The organism is Alcaligenes sp. GCM10023179 (assembly GCF_042653705.1).
GTDB classification, from domain to species: domain Bacteria; phylum Pseudomonadota; class Gammaproteobacteria; order Burkholderiales; family Burkholderiaceae_B; genus Alcaligenes; species Alcaligenes phenolicus.
The window spans coordinates 843,596-868,319 of record NZ_JBHSIQ010000002.1; the positions used below are offsets into that span (position 1 = coordinate 843,596).

Here is a 24,724-nt window from a genome sequence, read left to right on the forward strand (position 1 = left end):
AGCCGGATACACCACCATGTCTACACCTAATATGACTCCCGGAGAGATCGTCTCCGAACTGGACAAGCATATCGTTGGCCAGGGCAAGGCCAAGCGCTCCGTGGCCGTGGCCCTGCGCAATCGTTGGCGCCGCCAGCAGGTTGCCGAGCCCCTGCGTAGCGAGATCGTCCCCAAGAACATTCTGATGATCGGACCCACCGGCGTGGGTAAAACCGAAATCGCCCGTCGTCTGGCCAAGCTGGCCAACGCGCCTTTCATCAAGGTCGAAGCCACCAAGTTCACGGAAGTGGGCTATGTAGGCCGCGACGTTGAAACCATCATTCGCGATCTGGTGGATATTTCGGTCAAGCAAACCCGCGAAATCGAAATGCGCCGTGTCCGCACCCAGGCCGAGGAAGCCGCTGAAGACCGTATTCTGGACGTGCTGGTGCCCCCTTCGCGCGATGCCCACGGTCAACCCCAACGCGAGGACAACTCGGCACGCCAGGTGTTCCGCAAGCGCCTGCGTGAAGGCAAGCTGGACGATACCGAGATTGAAATCGAGATGGCCCAGGCCATGCCTCGCATGGAAATCATGGCCCCTCCCGGCATGGAAGAGATGACCGAGCAGTTGCGCGGCATGTTCTCCGGTCTGGGTCAGGAAAAGACCAAAGCCCGCAAGCTGACGGTCAAGGAAGCCTTCAAGCAACTGACCGAAGAAGAAGCGGCCCGTCGCGTCAATGAAGACGATTTGCGCACTGCTGCAGTGGCCAACGCCGAGCAGAACGGCATCGTGTTCCTGGACGAGATCGACAAGATCACGGCGCGAGGCGAGAGCCAGGGCAGCGGCGGCGATGTGTCCCGCCAAGGTGTGCAGCGCGACCTGCTGCCTTTGGTAGAAGGCACCACCGTCACCACCAAATACGGGGTGGTACGTACCGACCACATCCTGTTTATTGCCTCGGGTGCGTTCCACCTGTCCCGCCCATCGGATCTGATTCCTGAACTGCAAGGCCGCTTCCCCATCCGTGTGGAACTGGAATCGCTGAGCGCCCAGGATTTTGTACAGATTCTGTCCACGACCGACGCTTCGCTGACCAAGCAATACGCAGCCTTGCTGGGCACCGAAGACGTACAGCTGGACTTCCGTCCCGACGGTATCCAGCGTCTGGCCGAGCTGGCCTTTGAGGTCAACGAGCGTACCGAAAACATTGGTGCCCGTCGCCTGTACACCGTTATGGAAAAACTGCTGGAAGAGCTGTCCTACAGCGCTGGCAGCCACGGTGAGCAAAACGTGGTCATTGATGCGGACTACGTGAACAAACAGCTGCAGGAAACCGCAGCCAGCCAGGATCTGGCGCGCTACGTGCTGTAAGCCTGACTTCGGTCGGACATGAAAAAGGGGCAGATTTCTCTGCCCCTTTTTTCACATTCCGCTTGCAGACCACACCCAACACGGCGGTAAGCGGCGGATTAGCCAGCACGGCAACAGACTCTACCTTGTCATCTCGACCACGAGCCCACGCCAGTGTTTCGCCTGCGTCGGAGATGAAAAAAACCGGGCGAACCCGGCTTTTATCAACCCACTCAAGCAAGCTTACTTGCTGATCTTGGTGACCACGTAATCACCACCGTCACGTTTGGCAGTGAACTTTACCTTGTCACCCGGTTTGATGTTGGCCAGCAAGGCGGGATCAATTTTGTACACCAATGTCATGGCGGGCAGTTCCAGGTCGCTGATCTCACCATGCTTGATGGTAATTTTGCCGGCCTCGGCATCCAGTCGGCGCACTTCACCCGAGGCGCTGGCTTCCTGAGCCTGGGCGACCACGACATAGGCCGAGCCAGCTACCACACCCAAAGTTCCCAACGCCAAGGCTGCGCTTCGTTTCGTCCACGTCATTTTTCACTCCTGCAAATTGGGCAGAGCCAGACAATTAGCTCATAATGCCTACTTTCGGACGCCTGATGCGTCTGTTTCCGATCAAGCATAACGCTAAACCTTTGCAAAAGCATGAGCGAATTTATTAAAGGGTATGTGCTGCGTCCAGCCACCCCCACAGACCTTCCGGCCATTTTGGGCCTGATGCGCGATATGGCCGCCTTTGAGAAACTGGAGCATATTTTCAAGGCCAGCGTTGAGTCTCTGCGCAACAGTTTCTTCTCCGACGAGCCCAGTGCCTACTGCCTGGTCATTACTCCCGAAGATCAGCCCGACGCACCAATTTCTTACATTATGTGGTTTTACAACTACTCCAGTTTCCTGGATCGCCGCGGCATCTATCTGGAGGATTTGTATATAGACCCGGCCCACCGCAAGCACGGTCTGGGCGCTGCGGCCCTGCGCCATCTGGCTCAAATGGCCGTGGCCCAAGGCTGTGGCCGCCTGGAGTGGGTAGTACTGGACTGGAACCAGAACGCCATCGACTTCTACAAGTATCAGGGGGCCCAAGTGCTGGAAGACTGGCGCGTGGTACGCGTCACTGGCGATGCCCTGGTCAATTTGGCTCAAGGCACCCCTACTCCTGCCGAAACATAAGGCTTCTTCATGTCCACACGACTTTCCATTATCAGCACCCGCACCGGCGACGATGGCACAACGGGCCTGGGCGATGGCAGCCGCCTGCCCAAGACTGCCCCCCTGATTCATGCCCTGGGCGACGTGGATGAACTGAACAGCCATATCGGCGTCTTGCGCAGCATGGCACTGCCCGAGGATGTTGATGCCCTGCTGTCCGACATTCAGCACGACTTGTTCGATATGGGGGCCGAGCTGTGCATCCCTGGCCATCAGGTCATAGGCAGCGTCCATGTGGAACGTCTGGACCAAGCGATTCGTCACTACAACGAGCCCTTGGGCATACTCAAAGAGTTCATTTTGCCCGGTGGCAGCCCGGCAGCCGCACAAGCACATGTACTGCGTTGTGTGGCGCGTCGTGCAGAACGTAGCGTCGTGGCGGTGCCCTCAGAATCCTTGCCACAAGAAGGCCCGCGCCTGTATCTGAACCGCCTGTCGGATTTGTTGTTTGTGCTGGCGCGTACCTTGAACCGCCATGCAGGCCGCTCTGACGTGCTGTGGGAGCCCAAGCGCAACGAGCCTGGCAAGGGCTGATCGCCCCATCGCGACTGCAACTATAAAAATAGGGCCCTGCTTTAGCAGGGCCCTATTCCTTTTCAGGCTAGATCAATGCGAGTGGTATCCGCAAACTTCAGCACAGGTTCGTCCGTGGGGTCTTCGTAGACCTGCCACTTCAAGGACTGGCTGCCCACCTGAATATCCACAGTAGCCAGGGTGTTTTCCGCGTCACTGTCCGCCGGGTCACAGCGCCAGATCGGAAATTCCGCATGGTGCTGATCCGCCAGGACAGTCAAAGGATCAAGCGCAGCACCGGCTTGTGCCAACAATTGATCCCCACGCTCCTGCCGCAGTTCGGACGACCGGGTAATACGCTGTTCAAAGCCTTTCATAGACGGATGTACCGCATGGTTGGCGTGCAGATGGTTTTGCTCAATGGTCTGCACAGAAACGGCCTCGGCACTGAACTCCACGCTCAGCAAGCGTGGATCGCCACGCTGCGCCAGGCTCAAATGAAAAGCGCCGGAACGCGGATGATCCCGCAGGATACCCACCGCCTGATCCAGATCGGGCTGATCCAGCATGGCGCGGGTCAGGACCATGCGCGGCACCCCAGGTGCCACATGACGAGCCCGCACATTATTCACCGTCATGGCCAAACCGGCCTGGGTCACTGCAAAGCTATGGCCCGGCAAGGAAGCAGGGTAAAGAAAGGAAACAAAGGACATGCCGCTGTCGGGGATGAATTTGGCCACCCCGCAGTAACCGGCAAAACCTGGATCACCATCTTCGTTATGCACCAGACGAGGCTCGCCCTGGGCGGGCATTTGCACGGTGGTGCAACCATCGGGAGCCATGGCCCACAAGTCGCCCCGGCAATTCCACAAGAAAACGTCTTCAAAGGGGAGCTCCAGACCCAATGCCAGGCCCTGGAGCTCGGTCCATATTCGGGGGAAATAACGCTCGGTGTACTGAGCCAGCTGACCGGCTACAGCCGTCCCCTTCGATTGCATGATGCCTTGCCACGCTGCTGAGTTCAGCAAGTAGGCATGCACGGCGGGGGCTCCGAAACGTCCCAAAGAATGGCCAATTTCTTTGGGACCACCACTTAACTCCAGATAGGACAACTTAGCCATTGCGTCTATTTCCAGTAAGCACCGGACTGGTGCAATTGATTTTCAACCAACTCAATACCGCTGACAGCACGACTGCCCGCCTTGGCCAGAACCTGTTCCAGCAAGACCTCCACCAGTGCCTGTGCAGCAACCAGAGAAGGAAAAAAAGACGGACTGTCGGTTCCAAACAATAATGTGGCATCTGCCTGCTGCGCAATAGGGGCAAGCAAGCTGTCGCAAATCGCCAGAATTTGTGCATCTGCCTGTCGGGCCGCTGCATGGGCCAGCACGGCTTCCTGGGAATACGGTGCAAAACCGAACAAGACCAGCACATCCCCTTTTTGCAGCGCCCGCAGATCCATATCCAGAGTGCCGGACTCGCCACGCAACAAGCCAATCGAGGGCCGGAACAGACGGTACTGATAATGAAAGGAAAAAGCGGGTGCAAAAGAGGCTCTGAACCCGGCCACAAAAACCCGCTTGGCCTTGTTCAGCAATTCCACAGCCTGTGGCAAGCGTGCTTCATTCACCTCGCGCAGCAGCGCCAGAGTATCCATTTGTGCTGTCAGCGTCTGCGCCAGGCGATCTTCTTTATTTCGATTGCGTACCACCGCCCGGGCCTGATCGGCATAACGCCGTGCACCCTGTCCATGCAGCGCCTGGGTGAACACAGCCTTGAACTCTGCCCAACCGCCAAAGCCCAAAGACTGGGCAAAGCGCAGCAAGGTGGCAGGCTGCACCTGTGCCTGCGCGGCCAACTGACGCATGGACATCAAGGGCACCTGTTCGGCGTGATCCAGCACATAGCGCGCGCTTTGCTGGAACTGCGGCGACATGGTGGCAAACGCTGCCTGAATACGCTCGGTCAGATTGCTCAAGGAGTTCATGGGCCAACACGCTTAAAAAGGGGACATCAAGTATATATCGGGCGCAAATGCAGTCTGGGCGCAACAGTGAGGCCTTTATCCACCTGTCCCAACAAATCAATGATGATTTATTTGTTGAAAGTATTATTATATATTCAACATACGTTGAAAATCCTTCCGGGCCTACTTTCTGGATCTGCGCCATGACACATGTCTTTCATCGCAACCCCAAACAAACCTTGCCCTGCGCCGTCAAAGGCGATGGTATCCGCATCGTGGACAGCAATGGCAACACTTATATAGACGCCAGCGGTGGCGCGGCCGTATCCTGCCTGGGCCATAGCCACCCTGTTGTGATCGCTGCCATCAAGCAACAGCTGGACCAGATTGCCTACGCCCACACCTCCTTTTTCAGCAGCCAGGCCGCCGAGGACCTGGCAGATTTTTTGACCAGCCGATCCCCCGGTGATCTGGACCATGTGTACTTTCTGTCCGGAGGCTCGGAGGCCGTAGAAGCCAGCCTGAAGCTGGCACGGCAGTATTTCGTGGAGATTGACCAGCCCGAGCGTCATATTTTCATCGCACGCCGTCAGAGCTATCACGGCAATACGCTGGGGGCTTTGGCCATTGGCGGCAATGAATGGCGTCGCAAGCCGTTCCTGCCTCTACTGGCTCCGGCCCAGCATGTCTCGCCCTGCTACCCCTACCGCGACCAAGGCAGTGATGAAAGTGCCGAGCAATATGCCGACCGTCTGGCTCAGGAACTGGACGACATGATTCAAAGCCTGGGTCCCCAGAACGTCGCGGCCTTTGTCGGCGAGACTGTAGTGGGCGCGACCGCTGGTGCCTTGGCGCCAGTAGGCGATTACTGGAAAAAGATCCGTCGGGTCTGCGACAAGCACGGCGTGCTGCTGATTCTGGATGAAGTCATGTCGGGCATGGGGCGTACCGGCTATCTGTTCGCCTGCGAGGAGGACGGAGTCGTGCCGGACATCATGGCCATTGCCAAGGGTCTGGGTGCGGGCTATCAGCCTATTGGTGCGATGCTGGCCAGTGACCGGATTTACCAAGCCATCCTGAATGGCTCGGGCTTTTTTCAGCACGGTCATACCTATATGGGTCACGCCACAGCCTGCGCTGGTGCTTTAGCCGTGCAACAAGTGATTGAGCAAGACCAGTTGCTGGAAAACGTCCGTCAGCGCGGCGAGCAATTGCGCCGGGAGCTGCATCAGGCGTTGGACAGCCACCCCAATGTGGGTGATATACGTGGTCGTGGCCTGTTTGTCGGAGTCGAACTGGTGCAAGACAAGGTCAGCAAGCAAGCGCTGGACCCTGGCTTGAAAACCCACGCCAGGATCAAGCAGCATGCGTTTTCCCAAGGTTTGATGCTCTACCCTATGGGTGGCACGATAGATGGAGTTCACGGCGACCATATCTTGCTGGCACCGCCCTTTGTCTGCACCGAGGCCGACATTCACGAAATCGTGACACGTCTGACCCAAACCATCGAACACATCCTGCCCCGATAAACCCGTCGAGCAGAGCGTCGAACAAACAGTCAGAACGCTCTGCTGACTGCGCTGCGGCAAGCCAGCCGCAAGAGGCACCGCTAGTTATACATAAAGGAGAACCATGGCCCGCCTACCCTATGCTGACCTGAAAGCCCCCGACGCCGCCCCATTGGTAGAACAGATCATTGCAGAGCGCGGCAGCGTCTTGCACCTGTACCAGATGCTGCTGCACAGCCCTCCCATTGCCAAAGGCTGGCTGAATCACCTGACCGGCATACGCCACAACAGCAGCCTGCCAGGCGATCTGCGCGAACTGGTCATCATGCGCGTAGCCCTATTGAACCGTGCCCCTTACGAGGCCGATCAACATGCCCCTATCGCGCTGGCAGAGGGGCTGAGTCAAGCCCAACTGGATGCCCTGCCCGACTGGCAAGACTCCGATGCCTTCACGCCCATTCAGCGTGCTGTGCTGGCTTACACCGATGCCATGACTCTGAATGTGCAAGTGGAGCCCGCTGTTTTTCAGGACGTACGCCAGTATTTTGATGAAAAACTGACGGTTGAGCTGACCGCCACCATCGCTACCTACAATATGGTGTCGCGCTTCCTGGAAGCCTTGCACATTCATTCCGACGACTCGCGTTAAAACGGCACCCTGAGCGCCTCCGTCCGGCCACCTCCCAGGCGCCCCGCCAGAAACTCCACAAACAAACGCAGTTTGGGAGGCAAATGGCGGGTGGGCGGATACAAGGCCCACAAGGCACCACAATACTGCGTACGGAACTCCCAATCGGCCAGCACGCGCACAATACGCCCTTCCAGCTCCGGCTCCCTGGCCACAAAGCAGGGCAAACTGCCTATCCCCAAGCCGCGCTCTACCGCATCCAGACGCACACCCGTATGGTTAGCCGCATAGCGCCCGCTAACCGACACATTCAGCACACGCCCGCCTTTATTGAAACGCCAACGTGAATCGCTGGGTGCCTCGCCCAGGTAGATGCAGCTATGTTCGCGCAACTGCTGAGGATGAACGGGCAGGCTGTGTTCGGCCAGATACTCCGGACTGGCGTACAAGCCATGCCGAATATCCGTCAGATGACGCCCCATCAAACCGGGCGGCGGCTGATCCGTGATGCGTATCGCCAGATCCAACTGATCGTCGATCAGGTCTGCATAGCGATCATCCAGATTCATCAGCACATTCACTTTGGGGTGCGCCGCCAGGAAATCCGGCATATGCGGATGAATCAGAAAATGCCCCACGGCTTTGGGAACACTCAAGCGAATCTGCCCCTCCGGCTCGGTCTGGAACTGCCCCGAGATCTCCATCGCGGCCTGGGCGCAGGACAGCATGTCACGGGCATGCTCGTAAATCGCCTGGCCACTGTCGCTTAGCCGTAATTTACGCGTCGTGCGCTGCAATACCCGCGTTCCCAAACCTTTCTCCAGACGCGCAATGGAACGGCTGACTGCCGACGGGGTATAGCCCAGTTGGCGAGAGGCTTCGGAAAAGCTGCCTGTCTCCACCACTTTGACAAAAACCACCATATCGCTCATCAGGGAGGTGAGATTACTTGTGCTCATAGGGAATAAATTATTTCAATGAATTGCAATTATCAGGACTGCTCACTATGCCTACAATGCCTTAAAACCAACCTACAGGTAATAAAATGCAAGATAAATTATATTTGACTAGCAATAGCCTTACCTGCATAGCGGAAATCCTGGAGTGTTATCACTCCGAAAATGAGCGTTATGCTGTCAGGCTGGATAAAACCTTATTTCATCCCCAAGGCGGGGGTCAGCCTTGCGACAAAGGCACGATAAATGGGCACGAGGTCCTGCATGTGGCTCAAAACCGCGACGGTCACGTGCTGCACTACCTGCATGTGCGCCTGCCGCTGGGGCCCGTAGAGCTGCATATTGCTCGCGCTCACCGACTGGAGCACGCCCGCCTGCATACGGCCGGCCACCTTATCGGCCATCTGGTTGAACGCATAGGCTGGCAGGCCGTAAAGGCGCATCACTGGCGGGGCGAGTCACGGGTGGTCTTTCGCAACCCCAAGGATGCTCTGCCCCCCTTCCTGGATGATTTGTCCAATCGTTGTGCTGAACAGATTCAATTGGCTCAGCCAATTTCCATCAGTTTTCAGGAAGGGCGCCGCGAGGTTGCGATTGGTAGCCTGGGGTGCTACCCCTGCGGCGGCACACATGTTGAAAACACATCCGAATTAAATGGACTGAAAATAATCCGTATAAAAAACAAAAAAGATGAATTGAGCATTCATTATGAAATGATGAATTAATAAATAATAAAAATCATGGCAGTTTATTAGCTCTGGCTATTATCGGAAAAGAAAAACAATTCTTTTAGAACCCCCAAGGGAAGTGAGATATGTATTTAGAGACCGAACGATTGCGGACTGAGCATATGCAGTCCCTGCTAAATGGCGAACTCCTGGCTATCCGCCTCTCCGGCTTCATTGATGCGCCCACCTCACAAAAGCTGGGCGAGCAAATCATAGACAAAGGCTTTGATCGCTATGTGAACGCTCCGAGCATCGGCCGCATTGGCATGGCTTTTTACGAAGCCGAAAACCAGCCCGAACGCATGGCCTCCTATTTCGAGGGGGTTTTTGACAATATCGACGAACTGCGCCGCCGCTGCGCCCCCTACCTGTCCCCGATTGACGTGCTGCGTTGCACGCTGGATGAAGTCTGGCCTGCCGGAGCCACACTGGAGACCTTGTACGGAAAGAAAATGTATGTGGGCTTGTCGCGCGTGGTGCAACCCGATGTGCGCTTTCTGGCGCATCACGACATTTTGGCCAAGGACGCCCCCGGGAATTACCAGGCCATCAGTCTACAAGGCCAGTTGGCCGCCAATGTCTATTTGAAAATGCCCGAACAAGGAGGTGAACTGCAAATCTGGCAAACCGAACTGAGCCCGGATGAATTTGATGAAATGCGTGGCGACAGCTATGGCATCCATCCTGATTTGTTGGGCACCCCCGAAGTACAGATACGCCCCGGTCCGGGCGATCTGATTATTTTCAATTCTCGCAAAATGCATGCCGTCACCCCCGGCAAGGGCGATTTGCGCCTGAGCCTGTCTTGCTTTGTGGGCTATCGCGGCCCGGCCATGCCGCTGACCTTCTGGAGTTAATGTGTTGCAAACCTATTGGCCAGAGTTCGCTACTCTGGCTTTGATTCATTTTTTGGCCGTTATTGCCCCTGGACCAGATTTTGCTGTCACCATCCGCCAAAGTGTGCGGCTAGGCCGCCAGGCCGGTATTGCCACTGCCATTGGTATTGGCGCCGGAATCTCCGTGCATGTGATCTATACCTTGATGGGCGTGGGAGCACTGCTGCACTCCACCCCCTGGCTGATGAGTGTGGCCGAGGTATTGGGAGGTGCTTACCTTCTCTATATAGGCTGGGGATTCCTGCGCCAGGCCAGCACACCGATGGAAGTGAGCCTGGCCGAGTCCGACAATGGCAAACCCGCTGCTGTCAGCGTACGCCAGTCCTTGACGCTGGGCTTCATGACCAATGCCACCAACCCTAAGGCGACGCTGTTCTTTCTGGCCGTGTTTACTACCGTGGTCAGCGCCAGCACGCCTTTGACGACCCAGATGCTCTACGGCGTCTGGATGTGCCTGGTTAATGCGGGCTGGTTTATTGTGGTCAGCCTGATCTTTACCAATCCTCGCGTACGTCAGCGATTCCTGCGTATGGGGACCTGGTTTGAGCGCGTGACAGGGGTTCTACTGCTGGGGTTTTCGCTGCGCCTGCTGATCCATGCCGGTCAGCGCATCCTGCTTTAAGCCCGCCGACAAGCCATGGAGCCCAAGGCTACGAGTGATAAGGTCTGCGCAGCAGAACCATCAGACGCTAAACAGCACACAGGTTTGACTTCATGCCTGTACTCACCATCTTGGCCTGAGCACCGTCTGGCACCTATGCGGCGCTTTGGTCTTGGCTTGGGCTCTGCACACCATAAAAAAATCCCCGCCCTGAAAACAGGGCGGGGATTTTTACTCCTTAGACCATGGACTCACCCGTCTTGCGGGCGTTGCGCCAGTCACGGACCAGGTTACCGACCAGCAGAACCAGAATGATGGCTGACATGACTGGCCAGACCAGAAAGTAAATCGTCATAAGCATAGTGTTCTCCTTTTAACGTCTTGTCTCATACCCTCAAGCACGAGCCGAGGCTGGCTCACCTTGTTTCGACTCCCGAACTTTCTGCTTGCTCGGTGCAGGTGTGTCATCGTAATGAAACGACTGCACACGCTCGGCAAGCACAGAGAAATCAAAACGTTCCTGACTACGCAAGCTGATGGCCACACACACCACAGCGCTAACGCCATAGGCGGTCAGGGAACCCATCAAAACAAGGTACTCACGCAAAAAGCCAATGAAGTTGGGCAAAAGAATCGCAGTGGCAATCACCCCCACCGCAATCGCAATACGGCTGCGGAAGAAGGCAAAAGCCATCAAACCGGCAACCACACCGCCACCAATCGAAGCGGTAATCTCATAGAACACGGCCACCGCACCTTCGATAGGAATCAACTCAAAACGCACGATCGTAAACAGCACGACGGCACACAAAACCGACCAGCTAAAGGCTTTGTTGGTAACACGATCCCAGTAAAAGCTGACAATGACCGGGAACACAATCGCGCCCCACAAGGCCCCCACAAACACCAGCATGACCAGAATATCCAGCTTCAGGCTGGCGAAGATCACACCCACCATCGTGGCAACCACCATGGTGATACGGCCCCACCACAACATGCGGGCTGGTTTTGGACGACCACGAGCAATGTTCTTGGCGTAAATGTCGGTCATCACGATAGCCGACAATGCAGCCAGGTCCGAGTCCGCCGTGGAGGACAAGGAGCCCACCACCAGGATGAAGAACAAGGCAATGCCAAATGGCGGCAAGTAGGTGGACGCCATCTGCGGGATGATGTTGTTCATGTTTCCATCCACAGGCTGCAAGCCGGTGAACAGAGCCAGCAAACCCAACATGCCCAGACCAATCACCACAGCACCATAGCCAATGGTGGCCGTCAGGAAAGTGGGTTTGATCAGGTCCTCGCGTACGGCGAACAGGCGCTGGGCAATGGTTTGGTTACCAATCGCATAAGCCAGCACCGCCACAAAATACGGCGCCCCCTGCTCCAGAATTGCCTTGGTGGAATAGAAGTTGGCTTGCTCGGAATCCAGACGCCACCAGTTGGCCTGCACCATCTCCGGGCCACCGGCGTTAAAGAAGATCAGCGGAATAATGACCACGGCCGACAAAATCATGGCAACCAGTTGGGCAAAGTCCGTCATCACCGAGGCGCGGAACCCCGACCACAGGGTGTAGGACAAGACGCCCAGACCCGCAATCAGCACACCTTGAATAAAAGTCAGAGGGCTAAGGATCGAGACCAACGCACCCGCGGCGGTGAAGTTCACCATCAGGCTGATACCGCTGCCTACCACGTTGGAAATCGCCATAATCATCTGGCTGGACGAGCCGTGCCGTGCATGCAGCACCTCGGCCAGAGTGTGTGCCTGCGGGGCCAACTGACGAAAGCGTCGCCCGAAGGGGTAGATGAACAAAATCATCAAGGCACCCCATAGCCCGTAATGCAGGGGGCCGGACAAGCCGTACTTGTAGCCTGACGTTGCGCTGGCGTAAAACGACGCCGCCCATACCCAGGTGGCAATCATGCTGGCCGCTGACAGGCCAAACCCCACCGCACTGTTGGATACCATGTATCCGTCCACGTTCTCTTTCTTTTGGCCGATCATGAGCGACATCAGGAACGTCGCGCCATAAAAGCCGACCAATAACAATATGGCCGTCGTGGTTGAAAGCGTAAAAAACTCCGCCTCTTGCATGTCTTTCCTTTTCTCTTCTGCGCGGGAGCCCTTTGAACTGCCGGACTCGCTCGCATGCATGCCGATTCCGCATAACGCGCTGGGCGACACCCATCCCAGGACCAGAACCGAAACACATGAACCGAACGCGCGCGCAAGCGCCTTCGCCCTTGGCATGAGCCAAAGCGAAAAAAAGCAAGACACAGCGCAAAGTGCCTCACATTGCGGCGAGTCTGCGGGCCTTACAGCAAATAAATAGGGCCAGAGACAAGCCGCTCTGTTGCAGGCCGATGTCGTATGAGACAGTCGGCTGGTTGTTCCGCGACCCAAGGGCCGGGCAAGGTGTTTCGGGCTAAAGCCGGGTTGTTGTGCAACAACCTGTTGAAGAACGAGCCGTCATTTTTTTATGCAATTTTGTCGCACCTGAACGGCCTGTTCGAGAAGCTGATTCAATGAACCAGAGCGATCAATTATACATATTTAAAATTTAAGGGTCTATATCATGCTGTTTCAGCATCGAGAAAGGGCGTTCCAGCCCTTTACTAATCATTCGTAGACCTCATCATTGCTAAGGCTCACGCGTGTCAGCTCCTGACATGCAGCGGGTACTTTGCCCACAAAAGCGTAGCCTTCCCCGCGCACCGAACGAATGGGCAGCTCCTCTCCCATCGCGGTTAATTTACGTTTCAAGCGACTGATCAAAACGTCCACAGAACGGGCAGTTGCCTCCCGCCCCTCTTCCAGCGGAAAAAGGCGATCGCGTTCTACGGTTTCTGGACAGACGGAAAACAGAACCTGAACAATCCGACGCTCACCGCGGGTCAACATGACAGAATGGCCTTTAGGCGTCATCATGGTCCAGCCGTTTTCGGTCAAATCCCATAACTGGGACTGCGGTTTCACATCCTGTTTTCGCATGAAGGTGATGGCTGGAGGCAAACCGTCTTGCGCACCGCGCAGACTCTGTTGCAAGGCAAAACCACGACGACGCAAGGCTTGTACGCAGGCCACCACCTCTACCGGCAAGGCATCTTGATCGAAGCAGGCATCAGCTCCCACCAGCAGCAGATGACCCCGTTCCAGACCAGCCATTTTGTCGCGCCGCACAACAATCACCCCCGCAGCCGGAAAATCCATACGCAAGCGATTAATGTGCAGGAAAACGTTGTCAGCATGACACAGCAAGGCCAATACCATTTCGCCTGCGGCGATGTGCGCCAGCGACAAGCATTTCTCCATGGTTTCAACTGTCTGAACTCTCACCCCCCACTGCTCCGACTCCAAAACGATCTGCCGCAAACTGGCCTTGTCGTCATGCAACAGGAAAGTCTGTTCAACCGTCATAGTCCTCATCCTTGCAGGCCCTCTAAGGCACCTGTATTTCTTCTAACCTTGGACCTGCCTTAACAGACGCTGAGCAGCATCAGGCATGGATAGGTAAAGCATTCCCTGTTTCAGGGACTCATCAATTCGGGCAACCTGGGCTATCCGATCTTCCATGCCTAAAATCCGCGAGGCTCCCACATTAGCAAAGCCAACGTCAGCCAGTCTATGCGTGGCCAATAAATTAATTTGAAAGTTCGCTAAACACTGGCGCTGATAGGCTCAAACTGCCCTTAGCCGTGAAATCATTGATTTGACAACCACAAAGACCACTTCCCCTCCTCAACAGACCTTGACGACAAACCTAAATCCCCATTCATGGAAACCTCAATTAAATTCTCTCCATTATTCTATAATTTGATGTTTTCTATTCCCATCGAGACCCATTACGCCCTTCCAAAACAAAAAATATAAAATAAATTCCCTATTTTAATTTTGTTTTAAATTTCAGTACCATTTCACTATCAACGAACGAAACAGCTAACAGGCACACCACCGTGCGCATAAATGTATCGCCCCACAAGCAGGGCAGATAGTATTCACTCAGCACAAAACCCAGCTACAAAGACCAACACCGTGCCAGCCCCTGCTGCGCGCCCAAGGCAAAACCAATACGTAATAAAACCAGCAAATTCTGGAGCAATAAGAAAAACATGAGCTTCAGACGAAACATACTTAAGCAATTCACCTCTTGAGACACAAAAATTTACTTTCACTCAAGCTGATGTAATTCTAATAATTAAAACCGCGCATACATTAACACTCTGCGTCTCAAACACGCTATATTTCTATTTAGTCCCACAACAAAAGTTACATTATTTCAGTTCATTTCTTTTTAAACCCATTAAACGCCGCCTCAAATCGCAAAAATGCGAAAAGGAGGACTCATTACATTCAAATATTTGTCTTTTGTTTCAGATTAGTAAATGAAGCATCCAAACAATACACAAACACACAAATAAAAACCCCGCCGTAGCGGGGTTCATCATGTCCAGCAGACTCAAGGGTCAGGCACGGCGGGCATAGCCTGCACGAGCCAACACACCCAGTGGGCCAATTTGGCGAACCAGATCTATTTGCTCGGGAGTGCGCACATAAATACAGCCTGCATACGACAGTGCATTGACCGAAATACCGTCAACCAATTCCACGCTACGGGGCACCAATAACAACCAGCCCTGACCTGCCAACATATTATGTGGCGGTAACAAGCCATCCTCTGCGGGCACCAATCCCAATGCATTGCAGGCGCTGCGGTAGGAACTCAAAAGACTGGTTGTTAATGCATCCGGCTCCTGCGTATCCTGCAAACGCACAAAGCAATGCTCAAAGGCCAGCGCGGGATGTTGATGCGCGCTGCCCGCAGCAGCCTGAGCGGGGAGCTTGTCCAGATACAGGGCCAACGAACCGTTGCTGTCCGCCTGCGGAATCCATTGAGTATGTTTATGACGCTGGCTAGCGCCTGCCGGTCCACCACCGTTATAAAACCCTAGACCACCTTGCAAGGCCAGAAAATCCGCCAGAATCCGAAAATCAATCTCGCGCAGCGGGCTAAGCTGTTCGGAAAACACCTTGTCGGCCAGCACCAGATGCAGATCACAGACGGCAAACTTGTTCAGCACAATATTGTGTGTACCGCTGGCGTCATCCACTGTCAGTGCTGGAGCCGGGGGCAGAAAGGGATTGAAATTGGGGTCACGCGGGCCACCTGGAATCGAGACGCTGGCAGCATCCTTGGCCGCCAGAGTGGATACCCAACGCACAAAAAATGTCAGCCCCTGATCGTGCATCAGCTCTTCCTGAGCTTGCACGGGCAACAAATCACCGCTGGCCAGCGCAGCCTGGCTTAGTTGGTCCAGGCGTTGCAAAATTTCCTTGCTCACGTCGTCTCGCTCCTCATCTGAAGTTGTATAGTGACGCCTTATTGTAGGCAAGAGACGCGAATAAACGCGCATTGCAGCCTAGTGCGAATTTTCCACCATCCCTATCAGGAGTACTCCATGTCCGGTATCCGCCGTATTGCCAGCCCACTGCCACTGCCCTTCTCGCGTGCCACCATGGCTGGCGGCTTTCTGTTCTTGTCCGGCCAGATTCCTTACGACGCCCAAGGTGAAGTGGTGCGCGGTTCCATCCAGGACCAGACCCACGCCGTATTTGATCGCCTGATCGAAGGCCTGGCTCTGGCTGACGCCACCTTGGCTGATGTGGTCAAAGCCACTGTCTGGTTGTCCGATATGGCCTTGTTTGCCGACTTCAACAAAGTCTACGCCGAGCGCTTTGGCGACACCCTGCCTACTCGCTCGCTGGTTGAAGCCAAGCTGGCCAAAAACGTAGACGTAGAAATCGAAGTGCAGGCCTGGCTGGGCGATCGCGCCTAAGCAGCCTTAAGGCCGACGGGCCGTCACACAAATTAACGCTGCCTGGCCCTGGCTATGGCACACTGAATTCCCCTAGTCCAAGGAGAATCCTGATGCGTTTTTTTGCTTCGGCCCGTCACATTTTGCTGGCTTGTTCTGCCTTAGGTCTTGGCGCCAGCAACCTCGCCTATGCCGCCAACACGGGCAAAACCGCAGAACCGACTGCGATCAAACGCTATCTGGGCGACTCGGACATGCCTTTTTCCCGCGCCGTGCAGGCCGGGGACTTTCTATTCCTGTCGGGACAAATCCCGCTGAATGAAAAAGGCGAAATCATACGCGGCAGCATTGAAGATCAAACCAATGCCACGCTGGACCGGATTGAAGAGACCCTGAAGCTGGCAGGTGCCGACTTCAGCCATGTCGTCAAAGCCACGGTCTATTTATCCGATATTGCCTTGTACGAGCAATTCAACAAAATCTATAAAGAACGCCTGGGCAGCAACTTCCCGGCCCGCTCTCTGGTACAAGCCAAACTGGCGGGTGGTGTAGATGTGGAAATCGAGGTTCAGGCCTGGATGGGTGCGCAAAACAGCCCCGCCAAGCATTGATGCAGGCCACTTACTATAGGTAATTCGATATAAGCAGCCCGCTTACAGCCTGGCTATCTTGTATGGCACACTAACACCCTTAGCCAGACCCTTTACCCACGCCAGGCTTGCCGCCTGGCGTTTTCGTGCCTTTACGGAAACTCTCATGATCTACGCGATTACTGCCCTATTCGCCTTTCAGCTATTAGGCGAGATCCTGGTGCAGACCTTGTCCTTGCCATTGCCAGGCCCTTTGGCCGGCATGCTGCTTCTGACTGCCGCCTTGCTGATTCGAGGCGGCGTGCCCAGCTCTTTGGAGAGCACGGCCAGTGTCATGCTGCAGAACCTGATGCTGCTGTTCATCCCCGCTGTCACGGGCGTGATGTTGTATTTTGATCGGGTAGCCGAGGAATGGCAGCCCTTTTTGATCGCCACCCTGGGCGGCACCGTCATCACCATGGTGGTCACAGCCCTGGTGCTCAATCGTCTGCTTAAGAATCGTCAGGAAGAAGAATAATGACGGACGGACTTTTTCAAATCTGGGTCTTTTTATCCAGCTCGCCCCTGCTGTGGCTGACCTTGACCTGCTCGGTCTACGCAGGCTCGGTCTGGATGTACCGCCAGTCGGGCAGTAGCCCCTTTTTGTTGCCGATTCTGGTCTCGGTCGTTGTGATTGTGGCCCTGCTCTTGCTGACCCGCACGCCTTACCCCGTTTACTTTGAAGGGGCCAAGTTCATTCACTTCCTGATTGGACCGGCAACCGTCGCCCTGGCTGTACCGCTCTACAGTCAACTGCGTCAGCTGCGCAAGATCTGGAAGCCGCTGACCATTGCCCTGATCATTGGCTCGGTTACCGCTATTTTCAGCACGGTCCTGATTGCCTGGGCTTTGGGCGGATCAATTGAAACCATCATGTCGGTTGCCCCACGCTCGGCCACCATGCCGATTGCCATGGCCCTGGCAGAACAATTTGACGGTCAGCCTTCCTTGGCTGCTGTGGCGGTTGCCATTACCGGGATTGCGGGCACTATCATGGCGCGCCCGCTGTTGAACTTGCTGCGTATTGATCGCCCCGAGGCTCGGGGCTTTGCGGTGGGTGTAACGGCACATGCCATTGGTACGGCACGTGCCTTGCAGGTTCACGAAACGATTGGGGCATTTTCCGCCATTGGCCTGAGCCTGAACGGGATCATGACCGCCGTGCTGGTTCCTTTTGTTCCTATAGTCCTGCGCTGGTTAGGCGTGGCCTGACCCGGCAAGACAGGCTGGCTCTAGCGCCACTCGTCTCGATAGACGAAGCGGGGCATCTGCCAATTGCGGTGCAGAGCCAGCATACGGAAACTCAGGCCGATAATCATGGGACCCAGCAGGGTCACATACGGGTGCCAGTCCAGATGCTGGGCACCCAGATACAAAGCGCCGGTCAGCATGGATACGCTGGCATACATCTCCTTGCGTAGCAGCAAGGGGATGTCATTACACAAGATGTCGCGCAAGACGCCACCGGCACAACCGGTAATCATGCCGCTTAGCAGCACCACCGTAATGGGCAGCTTCATTTCCAGCGCGATCTGACAGCCAATCACGGTAAAGACCACCAGCCCCATGGCATCGAGCAGCAGGAACAGGCTATGCAAGCGCCGCATGATCGGAGCGATCAAAGCTGTGAGGATGGCCGCGCCTGCCGTGATCCAGAGGTATTCAGGATGCTGCACCCAGGTCAGCGGGTAATGCCCTAAAAGCACATCCCGCACCGAGCCACCGCCCAGAGCGGTGACACAGGCGATGGTACAGACCCCCACCCAATCCATGTCACGACGGCCCGCAGCCAGCGCTGCGGTCATGGCCTCTGCAGTGATGGCGATAATGTAGAGAACAAGTAAGAGCATGATATTTTTTACGCATCAAGCTGTTGAATAAGACCCCGATAACAACGCAGCATCAGCAAGCCAGGCACAGCAATAAAGACGGTACAAATAAAAAAGCCTGGCCAACCCAGGGATTCAACCAGCACAGGCGTCAGAGGCCCGGCCAGATAGGTACGCCCCACTGCCGACAGGGCCGACAGCAGCGCAAATTGAGTGGCGGAATAGGTCCGATTACACAAAGCCATCAGCAAAGCGACAAAAGCCGCTGTGCCCAGGCCACCACACAGGTTTTCCAGTCCGACCACAATCCCCATCAGCCACATGGATGGCGCGGTTTCAATCGCGATCAGCCAATAGCCCAGGTTGGAGACGGCCTGCAAGATACCAAAAATCATCAAGGCCCGGTATAGCCCCAGGCGGGCCATGATCGCCCCACCCATCAAGGCTCCGACGACCGTAGCAGCCAGACCAAACACCTTATTGATAGTGCCGACCTCGGACAAGGTAAAGCCGGCTGCACGAATCAGAAAAGTGGTGGACAAGGCACCTGCAAAAGCATCACCCAGCTTGTAGAGCACAATCAGCGCCAGAACACTCCAGGCACCTGGACGCGAGAAAAAATCGGCCAAAGGCGCGATCACGGCTTCTGACAAACTGCGCGGTGGACGGCTTTGTTCCTGTGGGTCGGGTGAAATCAGGGTCACCAGCGCGCACAGCGCCATGAAGGCACCCATCAGAAAATACGTGTTGGACCAGCCCAGCCAGCGGTCCGCCAGAATCAGGGCCAGGCCGCCGGACACAATCATGGCAATGCGATAGCCCATGACTTTGACCGCCGCCCCCGCCGCTCGCTCATGTGCTTGCAGCACGTCCGTGCAATAAGCATCGAAGGCTATGTCCTGCGTGGCCGACAAGAAGGCCACCCACACGGCCAGCAAGGCCAGTGCGGTCAAATTCACCGAGGGAGAAAACAGGCCCATGGCCGCAATGGAGGCGGCCAGCAGCAGTTGAGTGACCAGGATCCAGCCGCGCCTGCGCCCCATGAACGGCGGCGCGTAGCGATCAATCAGGGGAGCCCAGAGAAACTTCAGCGTGTAGGCCGAGCCGACCAGGGTCAGAAAACCAATCTCGGTCAGTGAAACATTTTCAACGGTTGCCCAGGCCTGCAAGGTGCCTGAAACCAGGGCCAGAGGCAGGCCGCTGGCGAACCCCAGAATCAGCAAAGGCAAGACTCGGGGACTGGTATAGACACGTGACACGTCAGGCCTTATTAGCGCTAAGCAGCAAGAAAATGGGGAGACTCGAAACGATACATGGCCAGGGTACTGCGCCAGCCCGGCAAAAAACGCACCGTGTCGCGACCATTGAAGGCAGCACGATCAAGAATACGTACGCCCACCGCCTGGGCCAGATCCTGAAAGTCTTTCATGGTGCACAAATGGATGTTGGGCGTGTTGTACCACTGGTAAGGCATTTCGCCCGTGACTGGCATGCGCCCGCGCAAAATGCTCCAGCCATGCGGCCAATAACCGAAGTTAGGAAACGAGACGATACCATACCGCGCCACCCGCGCCATCTCGCGCAGGATGTGCTCGGTATGGTGCATGGATTGCAGTGTCTTGGACAGGACAACGGTATCGAACTGCTGGTCGCTGAACAGCGCCAGGCCTTTTTCCAAGTCCTGCTGAATGACATTGACGCCGCGGCGTACCGAAGCAATCACAAACTGGTCGTTCAGCTCCACCCCCGTTCCGACAACCTGGCGCGTGTCACGCAGATGCGCCAACAAGGTGCCATCGTTACAGCCCAAATCCAGCACACGCGAACCTGGCTCAATCCACTGCGCAATGCGCAGCAAGTCCGGTCTTAACATGGCGGCATCCACCTGAGTTTGCGGCTTAGTCATTCTGCCAGCACCCCTGTAGTACGGGTGCGCGCAGGCAAGCCCAAATTAGCGGCAATCTGGTCATAGTATCCCTGCACAACGGCATGATAACGAGGGTCCTCAAGCAGGAAAGCGTCGTGCCCGTGCGGAGCATCAATTTCGGCGTAAGTGACCTCACGCTGGTTGCGCAACAAAGCCTGCACGATTTCGCGCGAGCGCTCGGGCGAGAAACGCCAATCCGTGGTGAAAGACACCAGCAGGAATTTGGCCTGCACCTTTTCAAGCGCCTTGACCAGGTCCCCCTGGTGCTGACGCGAAGGATCAAAGTAATCCAGCGCACGGGTGATGATCAGATAGGTATTGGCGTCAAAGTAACGCGAGAACTTCTCGCCCTGATAACGCAGATAGGACTCGACCTCAAATTCCACGCCGTAGTTGTAGTGATACTCGCCGCCCTGGGCTGGGGCACGCTGGTTGCGGCCAAACTTCTCGGCCATGACGGTGTCGGACAGGTAGGTGATGTGGCCTACCATGCGAGCAACACCCAGGCCAGCCTTGGGCACCACCCCATGTTCGTAGTAATTACCACCGTGAAACTGCGGGTCGGACAAAATGGCGCTGCGGGCCACTTCGTTAAAAGCGATGTTCTGGGCCGACAGGCGCGGGGTACTGGCAATAACCACGCAGTTTTCCACGCGCTCCGGGCAGCTGATGGCCCAGCTCAGGGCCTGCATGCCACCCAGGGAGCCACCCATAACGGCCGCAAACTTGCGAATGCCAAAGTAGTCGGCCAGACGGGCTTGGGCACGCACCCAGTCTTCTACCGTCAAAACGGGAAACTCGGAGCCCCAAGGTTTGCCAGTGGCCGGATTGATGCTGGACGGGCCGGTAGAACCAAAGCAGGAGCCGATATTGTTGACCCCGATGACAAAAAAACGATCCGTATCAACGGCTTTGCCGGGGCCGACCATATTGTCCCACCAGCCAGTGCTTTTAGGATCGTCGTCGTAATAACCGGCAACGTGATGCGAGGCATTGAGTGCATGACACACCAATACCGCATTGTTGCGTTCTTCGTTCAGGGTGCCGTAGGTTTCGACCGCCAGCTCGTAGCTGGGCAGCACTTGCCCACTGCGCAGATGCAGGGGTTCGTCAAAGGCGATGAGTTCGGCATGTACAGGGCCCACAGAACCTTCGGGGATCAAACCGCAGGATGGGCTAAGGGCGCCAGTGTCGGCGCTAGGGACGGAATCAGTGGCCATCAGGACCTCTTTAGCTGGATTTATGGAGCGCCCGCAAGCGGATCAGGCAAATCGGCGCAAAACGTATAAGACAAAATTCTAGCATCGCTGCGGCGCGGCGTCCAAATCGACCAGCCAGGATCGATTCAGAACTCTGGGCAACGGTAACGTCATAGAAAAGACAATGCTTTGATTTACATCATTATTTTCATGCACATTTGTCTGCCAGCTAAGCTAAATTTGAGTACATTGGCCCGACGTCTACCACGAATGCATGAGGAATGGCTTTACCGTGACGCACTTAACTTCACGCGAGCAGTCCTGCCTGAACTGGGCTGCCCATGGCAAGACCAGCTGGGAAATCAGCATCATCCTGGGCATTACTGAACGCACGATCAACTTCCACTTCCAGAACGCCTACGCCAAGCTTGGAGTCTATAGCCGCCAAGCTGCCATTACCCTGGCCTTGCAACAGCACCTGATCAGCGGCGACCCGGCTAGCGAGCTAAGCCGTCAAAGAAAACCTTTGCCTGAGCCGCGTCCGGGGCCTTCCCGGAATCCGTCATAACAAAGCCCTGCACCAGCCAGCCCGGCTCCATGCGTATCATCGCTTCCAGGCGCAAGGCCACACCGCCCACATCGCGCGTCATGAAGAAAATCTGTCCGGGTGGTGGCAACTGTATCTGGTTTTTCTCGCTGACTTGCCCATCGGGTATGAATTTCTCGCGCAGGGAATCGTGCAGTGCCTCGTACAAGCGTTGGCGAGCGGCCTCGTCCTGCTGCAGTTCCTTGGGCAAAATCACATGGCCCACGGTATAGCTTTGCCCACCCGCCGTGGCGGTAGTCAGGTAAAAATCCAGTTGATGCTGCTCGAAATCCAACAGTCGGTGACTAGTCGTGGGCTTGCCGGGCAGCATGGCCGACAGGCCCGTTTGTTCAAGCTGAACCTTGCGCCAGTTAAACTCTGGGCTGCAGGCTGCCAACATCAAGAAAGCCGCCAGTACCGCGGTAATGCGCCTGATCATCATGGTGCTAATCCCATATCCCGTTTCATGCTTTTCATCGGCTGGCTAAACAGCCGTCTTATACTCGCCCTGCCCGATACGCCTTTTGGCGCAACTTAACAAAGCAAGTCTGGTCGGACTACTATTTATAGACGGGGCCAGGCCCCCTTGAACAGTCCCGTATCTTGCACCCGATTTCGAAAGTGGGAAACACCACCATGAACACCAGCCACGAACGCCGCCTTGCCCTGCAACAGAATCCCGAGATTTTGACGGGAATCTTGCGCGGCATCGAAAAAGAAGGACTGCGCGTCGATGCGCTGGGCCAATTGGCAAACACCCCCCACCCGCAAGCCATTGGGTCGGCCCTGACCAACGGTCATATCACGACCGACTACGCCGAAGCCCTGCTGGAGCTGATTACCGAGCCACGAGCCCGGGTCGAGGACGTGCTGCAGGAGCTGACCGATATCCACACCTTTGTGGCCGGCAAGCTGGACCAGGAAATTATCTGGAACCAGTCCATGCCCGCGCTGCTGCCCGCCGAAAAAGACATTGCCATTGCCTGGTACGGCAAGTCCAACACCGGCATGCTCAAGCATGTATACCGCCGTGGCCTGGCCGAGCGTTATGGCAAGCCCATGCAATGTATTGCGGGTGTGCATTACAACTTTTCCCTGCCTGATGGCATCTGGCCCTTGTTGAATGTCTGTGGTGACAATCTGCAAGACCAGCGCTCCAACGGGTATTTGGCGCTGATCCGCAACTTCACACGCTATTCCTGGCTACTGATGTACTTGTTTGGCGCCTCGCCCGTGCTGGATGCGAACTTCCTGCAAGGTCGCAGCAACAATCTGGACAAGATCGACGAGGACACCTTGACCATGCCCTGGGCAACCAGCTTGCGCATGAGCGATCTGGGCTATCACAACAAGGAAGCCCAAGCCGAGCTTCAGCTTTGCTACAACGACCTGGACACCTTTGTGATGCGTATGTATCACGCTGCGGTGACCCCTTGGCCGGATTACGAAAAACTGGGTACTCACCGCAATGGCGAGTGGATTCAGCTCAACACCCATATCCTGCAGATTGAAAACGAGTACTACTCCAGCATTCGCCCCAAGCGCACCACCCAGCGCAGCGAGCGCCCGGCTACAGCCCTGGCCCAGCGCGGTGTGGAATACATTGAAGTTCGCTGCCTGGATATAGACCCTGAATCACCCACTGGAATTTCCGAGCAAACCTGCCGCTTCCTGGATACGTTCCTGCTGTTCTGTGCCGTGCAAGACAGCCCCTTCTTCCCGGACGGCGGCTACTGTCAGGACAGCAAGAACAACTTTGCGACTGTTGTGCGTGAAGGCCGCCGCCCCGGCCTGATGCTGACCAATCAGCAAAAAGCAAGCGTCAGCCTGCAAGACTGGGGGCACGAAATTCTGGAATCGCTGCTGCCGTATGCGCAAATGCTGGATCAGGCCCTGGATACCCAAGGTCACACCGAAGCCGTGCAAGCCCAAATCCGCAAGCTGGAGAATCCGGAGCTGACTCCGTCGGCCCAACTGCTGAGCCGTTTGCGCGAAACCGGTTTGAGCTTTCACGACTACGCCTTGCAACGCAGCCGCGAGCACCACCAAACCTTGCTGGCCCATCCCTTGCCTGACGACAAGCAAGCCGCTTTCGAGCAACAGGCCAAAGAGTCTTTGCAAGCCCAGATTGATATCGAAGCGCAGGATCAGGAATCCTTTGAGGACTACGTCCATCGCTACGAACGCAATCTGATTCCGCCTGAACTGGAAAACAGCTAAGCGACACACAGCGACAAACCGCCGCCCCAAAGGGCGGCTTTTTTTTGGCCGCTCCCTGCAGGCTCATACAGCAGCCGACTTTCCCCGGTCACCCAGCAAAAAGTTTCTCTTTCTCCCTTTTCTCAAAATGGCTTTTCCTCTATTTCGAATAATTACTGTTATGT

At 55.9% G+C, this 24,724-nt stretch carries 27 protein-coding genes and 1 riboswitch; of the genes, 14 read left to right on the forward strand and 13 right to left on the reverse strand.

The features are described 5' to 3' along the window. Positions 1-16: 16 nt before the first annotated feature. Positions 17-1,354: an ATP-dependent protease ATPase subunit HslU gene (hslU, locus tag ACFPDR_RS13230; protein ID WP_026484111.1), complete on the forward strand. Its 1,338-nt coding sequence runs from the start codon at positions 17-19 to the stop codon at positions 1,352-1,354. A 222-nt stretch (positions 1,355-1,576) separates the two neighbouring features. On the opposite strand, the gene ACFPDR_RS13235 is transcribed toward hslU, so the two are convergent. Continuing rightward, positions 1,577-1,882 (reverse strand): copper-binding protein, encoded by a 306-nt coding sequence (locus ACFPDR_RS13235; RefSeq protein WP_009462618.1) that lies wholly within the window; start codon positions 1,880-1,882, stop codon positions 1,577-1,579. Between the two features lie 111 nt (positions 1,883-1,993). On the opposite strand from ACFPDR_RS13235, the gene ACFPDR_RS13240 reads away from it, so the two are divergent. Together ACFPDR_RS13240 and ACFPDR_RS13245 are read left to right on the forward strand one after the other, a co-directional pair. After that, positions 1,994-2,518, forward strand: coding sequence for a GNAT family N-acetyltransferase (locus tag ACFPDR_RS13240; RefSeq protein WP_203145159.1), 525 nt, complete (start codon positions 1,994-1,996; stop codon positions 2,516-2,518). Between the two features lie 9 nt (positions 2,519-2,527). Continuing rightward, a complete protein-coding gene (locus ACFPDR_RS13245) occupies positions 2,528-3,091 on the forward strand; it encodes a cob(I)yrinic acid a,c-diamide adenosyltransferase (RefSeq protein ID WP_035273561.1) in 564 nt (187 codons plus the stop codon). Positions 3,092-3,153: 62 nt separating this feature from the next. Here the strand turns inward: ACFPDR_RS13245 and ACFPDR_RS13250 are convergent, their stop codons facing one another. Both ACFPDR_RS13250 and ACFPDR_RS13255 read right to left on the reverse strand, forming a co-directional pair. Then, a complete protein-coding gene (locus ACFPDR_RS13250; protein WP_115635276.1) occupies positions 3,154-4,191 on the reverse strand; it encodes a C45 family autoproteolytic acyltransferase/hydolase in 1,038 nt (345 codons plus the stop codon). A gap of 5 nt (positions 4,192-4,196) precedes the next feature. Next, positions 4,197-5,057, reverse strand: a complete 861-nt coding sequence (locus ACFPDR_RS13255) for a MurR/RpiR family transcriptional regulator (protein ID WP_060186169.1) — start codon at positions 5,055-5,057, stop codon at positions 4,197-4,199. Between the two features lie 182 nt (positions 5,058-5,239). Here ACFPDR_RS13255 and ACFPDR_RS13260 point away from each other — a divergent pair, with 182 nt between their 5' ends. Continuing rightward, positions 5,240-6,565: an aspartate aminotransferase family protein gene (locus ACFPDR_RS13260; protein WP_203145161.1), complete on the forward strand. Its 1,326-nt coding sequence runs from the start codon at positions 5,240-5,242 to the stop codon at positions 6,563-6,565. Between the two features lie 103 nt (positions 6,566-6,668). Then, positions 6,669-7,193 (forward strand): carboxymuconolactone decarboxylase family protein, encoded by a 525-nt coding sequence (locus tag ACFPDR_RS13265; RefSeq protein ID WP_026484105.1) that lies wholly within the window; start codon positions 6,669-6,671, stop codon positions 7,191-7,193. Here ACFPDR_RS13265 and ACFPDR_RS13270 read toward each other — a convergent pair. Further along, positions 7,190-8,131, reverse strand: a complete 942-nt coding sequence (locus tag ACFPDR_RS13270; RefSeq protein ID WP_052159245.1) for a LysR family transcriptional regulator — start codon at positions 8,129-8,131, stop codon at positions 7,190-7,192. The two genes, ACFPDR_RS13265 and ACFPDR_RS13270, sit on opposite strands and share 4 nt — an antisense overlap. Before the next feature lie 86 nt (positions 8,132-8,217). Here ACFPDR_RS13270 and ACFPDR_RS13275 point away from each other — a divergent pair, with 86 nt between their 5' ends. The 3 genes from ACFPDR_RS13275 (at position 8,218) to ACFPDR_RS13285 (ending at position 10,374) form a co-directional block, all read left to right on the forward strand. Then, complete coding sequence (locus ACFPDR_RS13275; RefSeq protein ID WP_371477635.1) at positions 8,218-8,853, forward strand: threonine--tRNA ligase; 636 nt, start codon at positions 8,218-8,220, stop codon at positions 8,851-8,853. A 125-nt stretch (positions 8,854-8,978) separates the two neighbouring features. Continuing rightward, positions 8,979-9,713, forward strand: a complete 735-nt coding sequence (locus tag ACFPDR_RS13280; RefSeq protein WP_009462634.1) for a 2OG-Fe(II) oxygenase — start codon at positions 8,979-8,981, stop codon at positions 9,711-9,713. Positions 9,714-9,717: 4 nt separating this feature from the next. After that, positions 9,718-10,374, forward strand: coding sequence for a LysE family translocator (locus tag ACFPDR_RS13285; RefSeq protein WP_009462636.1), 657 nt, complete (start codon positions 9,718-9,720; stop codon positions 10,372-10,374). A 217-nt stretch (positions 10,375-10,591) separates the two neighbouring features. On the opposite strand, the gene ACFPDR_RS13290 is transcribed toward ACFPDR_RS13285, so the two are convergent. From ACFPDR_RS13290 to ACFPDR_RS13305, 4 genes are all read right to left on the reverse strand, one after another. Continuing rightward, positions 10,592-10,714, reverse strand: a complete 123-nt coding sequence (locus ACFPDR_RS13290) for a putative transporter small subunit (protein ID WP_009462638.1) — start codon at positions 10,712-10,714, stop codon at positions 10,592-10,594. Positions 10,715-10,747: 33 nt separating this feature from the next. Next, a complete protein-coding gene (locus ACFPDR_RS13295; protein WP_203145162.1) occupies positions 10,748-12,451 on the reverse strand; it encodes a sodium:solute symporter family protein in 1,704 nt (567 codons plus the stop codon). Between the two features lie 525 nt (positions 12,452-12,976). Next, on the reverse strand, positions 12,977-13,774 hold the full coding sequence (locus ACFPDR_RS13300; protein ID WP_376911230.1) for a winged helix-turn-helix domain-containing protein: 798 nt from the start codon (positions 13,772-13,774) through the stop codon (positions 12,977-12,979). Between the two features lie 1,046 nt (positions 13,775-14,820). Continuing rightward, positions 14,821-15,696 carry an ATP adenylyltransferase family protein gene (locus ACFPDR_RS13305; protein ID WP_239055043.1) on the reverse strand — a complete coding sequence of 292 codons (876 nt, stop codon included), beginning with the start codon at positions 15,694-15,696 and terminating at the stop codon, positions 14,821-14,823. A gap of 117 nt (positions 15,697-15,813) precedes the next feature. On the opposite strand from ACFPDR_RS13305, the gene ACFPDR_RS13310 reads away from it, so the two are divergent. From ACFPDR_RS13310 to ACFPDR_RS13325, 4 genes are all read left to right on the forward strand, one after another. Beyond that, entirely contained in the window at positions 15,814-16,191 is a 378-nt protein-coding gene (locus tag ACFPDR_RS13310) for a RidA family protein (protein WP_009462650.1), read from the forward strand. A 92-nt stretch (positions 16,192-16,283) separates the two neighbouring features. Continuing rightward, complete coding sequence (locus ACFPDR_RS13315; protein WP_115635281.1) at positions 16,284-16,781, forward strand: RidA family protein; 498 nt, start codon at positions 16,284-16,286, stop codon at positions 16,779-16,781. A 145-nt stretch (positions 16,782-16,926) separates the two neighbouring features. Next, a complete protein-coding gene (locus ACFPDR_RS13320; protein WP_009462654.1) occupies positions 16,927-17,277 on the forward strand; it encodes a CidA/LrgA family protein in 351 nt (116 codons plus the stop codon). After that, a complete protein-coding gene (locus ACFPDR_RS13325; RefSeq protein WP_021447054.1) occupies positions 17,277-18,011 on the forward strand; it encodes an LrgB family protein in 735 nt (244 codons plus the stop codon). Before ACFPDR_RS13320 ends, ACFPDR_RS13325 begins: the two co-directional genes overlap by 1 nt. A 20-nt stretch (positions 18,012-18,031) precedes the next feature. Here the strand turns inward: ACFPDR_RS13325 and ACFPDR_RS13330 are convergent, their stop codons facing one another. The 4 genes from ACFPDR_RS13330 to metX form a co-directional block, all read right to left on the reverse strand. After that, positions 18,032-18,649, reverse strand: coding sequence for a trimeric intracellular cation channel family protein (locus tag ACFPDR_RS13330; protein WP_009462658.1), 618 nt, complete (start codon positions 18,647-18,649; stop codon positions 18,032-18,034). 8 nt (positions 18,650-18,657) lie between these two features. Continuing rightward, positions 18,658-19,887 (reverse strand): muropeptide transporter, encoded by a 1,230-nt coding sequence (locus ACFPDR_RS13335; RefSeq protein WP_080655531.1) that lies wholly within the window; start codon positions 19,885-19,887, stop codon positions 18,658-18,660. A 17-nt stretch (positions 19,888-19,904) separates the two neighbouring features. Then, positions 19,905-20,534, reverse strand: a complete 630-nt coding sequence (metW, locus tag ACFPDR_RS13340; RefSeq protein ID WP_009462662.1) for a methionine biosynthesis protein MetW — start codon at positions 20,532-20,534, stop codon at positions 19,905-19,907. After that, positions 20,531-21,775 (reverse strand): homoserine O-succinyltransferase MetX, encoded by a 1,245-nt coding sequence (metX, locus tag ACFPDR_RS13345; RefSeq protein ID WP_035269235.1) that lies wholly within the window; start codon positions 21,773-21,775, stop codon positions 20,531-20,533. The genes metW and metX overlap by 4 nt, the downstream gene beginning before the upstream one ends. Beyond that, a riboswitch (SAM riboswitch) is annotated at positions 21,765-21,843 on the reverse strand. (Overlaps the previous gene by 11 nt.) 203 nt (positions 21,844-22,046) lie before the next feature. Between metX and ACFPDR_RS13350 the strand changes: the two genes are divergently transcribed. Continuing rightward, entirely contained in the window at positions 22,047-22,322 is a 276-nt protein-coding gene (locus ACFPDR_RS13350; RefSeq protein ID WP_009462666.1) for a response regulator transcription factor, read from the forward strand. Here the strand turns inward: ACFPDR_RS13350 and ACFPDR_RS13355 are convergent. Then, entirely contained in the window at positions 22,252-22,782 is a 531-nt protein-coding gene (locus tag ACFPDR_RS13355) for a hypothetical protein (protein WP_026484092.1), read from the reverse strand. The two genes, ACFPDR_RS13350 and ACFPDR_RS13355, sit on opposite strands and share 71 nt — an antisense overlap. Before the next feature lie 194 nt (positions 22,783-22,976). On the opposite strand from ACFPDR_RS13355, the gene gshA reads away from it, so the two are divergent. Further along, positions 22,977-24,560: a glutamate--cysteine ligase gene (gshA, locus tag ACFPDR_RS13360; protein WP_376911231.1), complete on the forward strand. Its 1,584-nt coding sequence runs from the start codon at positions 22,977-22,979 to the stop codon at positions 24,558-24,560. Positions 24,561-24,724 lie beyond the last annotated feature (164 nt).

Bases quoted from the DNA above. Each gene is read 5' to 3' on its own strand.
- hslU (WP_026484111.1), top strand. From the start codon at position 17: ATGTCTACACCTAATATGACTCCCGGAGAGATCGTCTCCGAACTGGAC.
- ACFPDR_RS13235 (WP_009462618.1), bottom strand. From the start codon at position 1,882: ATGACGTGGACGAAACGAAGCGCAGCCTTGGCGTTGGGAACTTTGGGT.
- ACFPDR_RS13240 (WP_203145159.1), top strand. From the start codon at position 1,994: ATGAGCGAATTTATTAAAGGGTATGTGCTGCGTCCAGCCACCCCCACA.
- ACFPDR_RS13245 (WP_035273561.1), top strand. From the start codon at position 2,528: ATGTCCACACGACTTTCCATTATCAGCACCCGCACCGGCGACGATGGC.
- ACFPDR_RS13250 (WP_115635276.1), bottom strand. From the start codon at position 4,191: ATGGCTAAGTTGTCCTATCTGGAGTTAAGTGGTGGTCCCAAAGAAATT.
- ACFPDR_RS13255 (WP_060186169.1), bottom strand. From the start codon at position 5,057: ATGAACTCCTTGAGCAATCTGACCGAGCGTATTCAGGCAGCGTTTGCC.
- ACFPDR_RS13260 (WP_203145161.1), top strand. From the start codon at position 5,240: ATGACACATGTCTTTCATCGCAACCCCAAACAAACCTTGCCCTGCGCC.
- ACFPDR_RS13265 (WP_026484105.1), top strand. From the start codon at position 6,669: ATGGCCCGCCTACCCTATGCTGACCTGAAAGCCCCCGACGCCGCCCCA.
- ACFPDR_RS13270 (WP_052159245.1), bottom strand. From the start codon at position 8,131: ATGAGCACAAGTAATCTCACCTCCCTGATGAGCGATATGGTGGTTTTT.
- ACFPDR_RS13275 (WP_371477635.1), top strand. From the start codon at position 8,218: ATGCAAGATAAATTATATTTGACTAGCAATAGCCTTACCTGCATAGCG.
- ACFPDR_RS13280 (WP_009462634.1), top strand. From the start codon at position 8,979: ATGCAGTCCCTGCTAAATGGCGAACTCCTGGCTATCCGCCTCTCCGGC.
- ACFPDR_RS13290 (WP_009462638.1), bottom strand. From the start codon at position 10,714: ATGCTTATGACGATTTACTTTCTGGTCTGGCCAGTCATGTCAGCCATC.
- ACFPDR_RS13295 (WP_203145162.1), bottom strand. From the start codon at position 12,451: ATGCAAGAGGCGGAGTTTTTTACGCTTTCAACCACGACGGCCATATTG.
- ACFPDR_RS13300 (WP_376911230.1), bottom strand. From the start codon at position 13,774: ATGACGGTTGAACAGACTTTCCTGTTGCATGACGACAAGGCCAGTTTG.
- ACFPDR_RS13310 (WP_009462650.1), top strand. From the start codon at position 15,814: ATGTCCGGTATCCGCCGTATTGCCAGCCCACTGCCACTGCCCTTCTCG.
- ACFPDR_RS13315 (WP_115635281.1), top strand. From the start codon at position 16,284: ATGCGTTTTTTTGCTTCGGCCCGTCACATTTTGCTGGCTTGTTCTGCC.
- ACFPDR_RS13320 (WP_009462654.1), top strand. From the start codon at position 16,927: ATGATCTACGCGATTACTGCCCTATTCGCCTTTCAGCTATTAGGCGAG.
- ACFPDR_RS13325 (WP_021447054.1), top strand. From the start codon at position 17,277: ATGACGGACGGACTTTTTCAAATCTGGGTCTTTTTATCCAGCTCGCCC.
- ACFPDR_RS13330 (WP_009462658.1), bottom strand. From the start codon at position 18,649: ATGCTCTTACTTGTTCTCTACATTATCGCCATCACTGCAGAGGCCATG.
- metW (WP_009462662.1), bottom strand. From the start codon at position 20,534: ATGACTAAGCCGCAAACTCAGGTGGATGCCGCCATGTTAAGACCGGAC.
- metX (WP_035269235.1), bottom strand. From the start codon at position 21,775: ATGGCCACTGATTCCGTCCCTAGCGCCGACACTGGCGCCCTTAGCCCA.
- ACFPDR_RS13355 (WP_026484092.1), bottom strand. From the start codon at position 22,782: ATGATGATCAGGCGCATTACCGCGGTACTGGCGGCTTTCTTGATGTTG.
- gshA (WP_376911231.1), top strand. From the start codon at position 22,977: ATGAACACCAGCCACGAACGCCGCCTTGCCCTGCAACAGAATCCCGAG.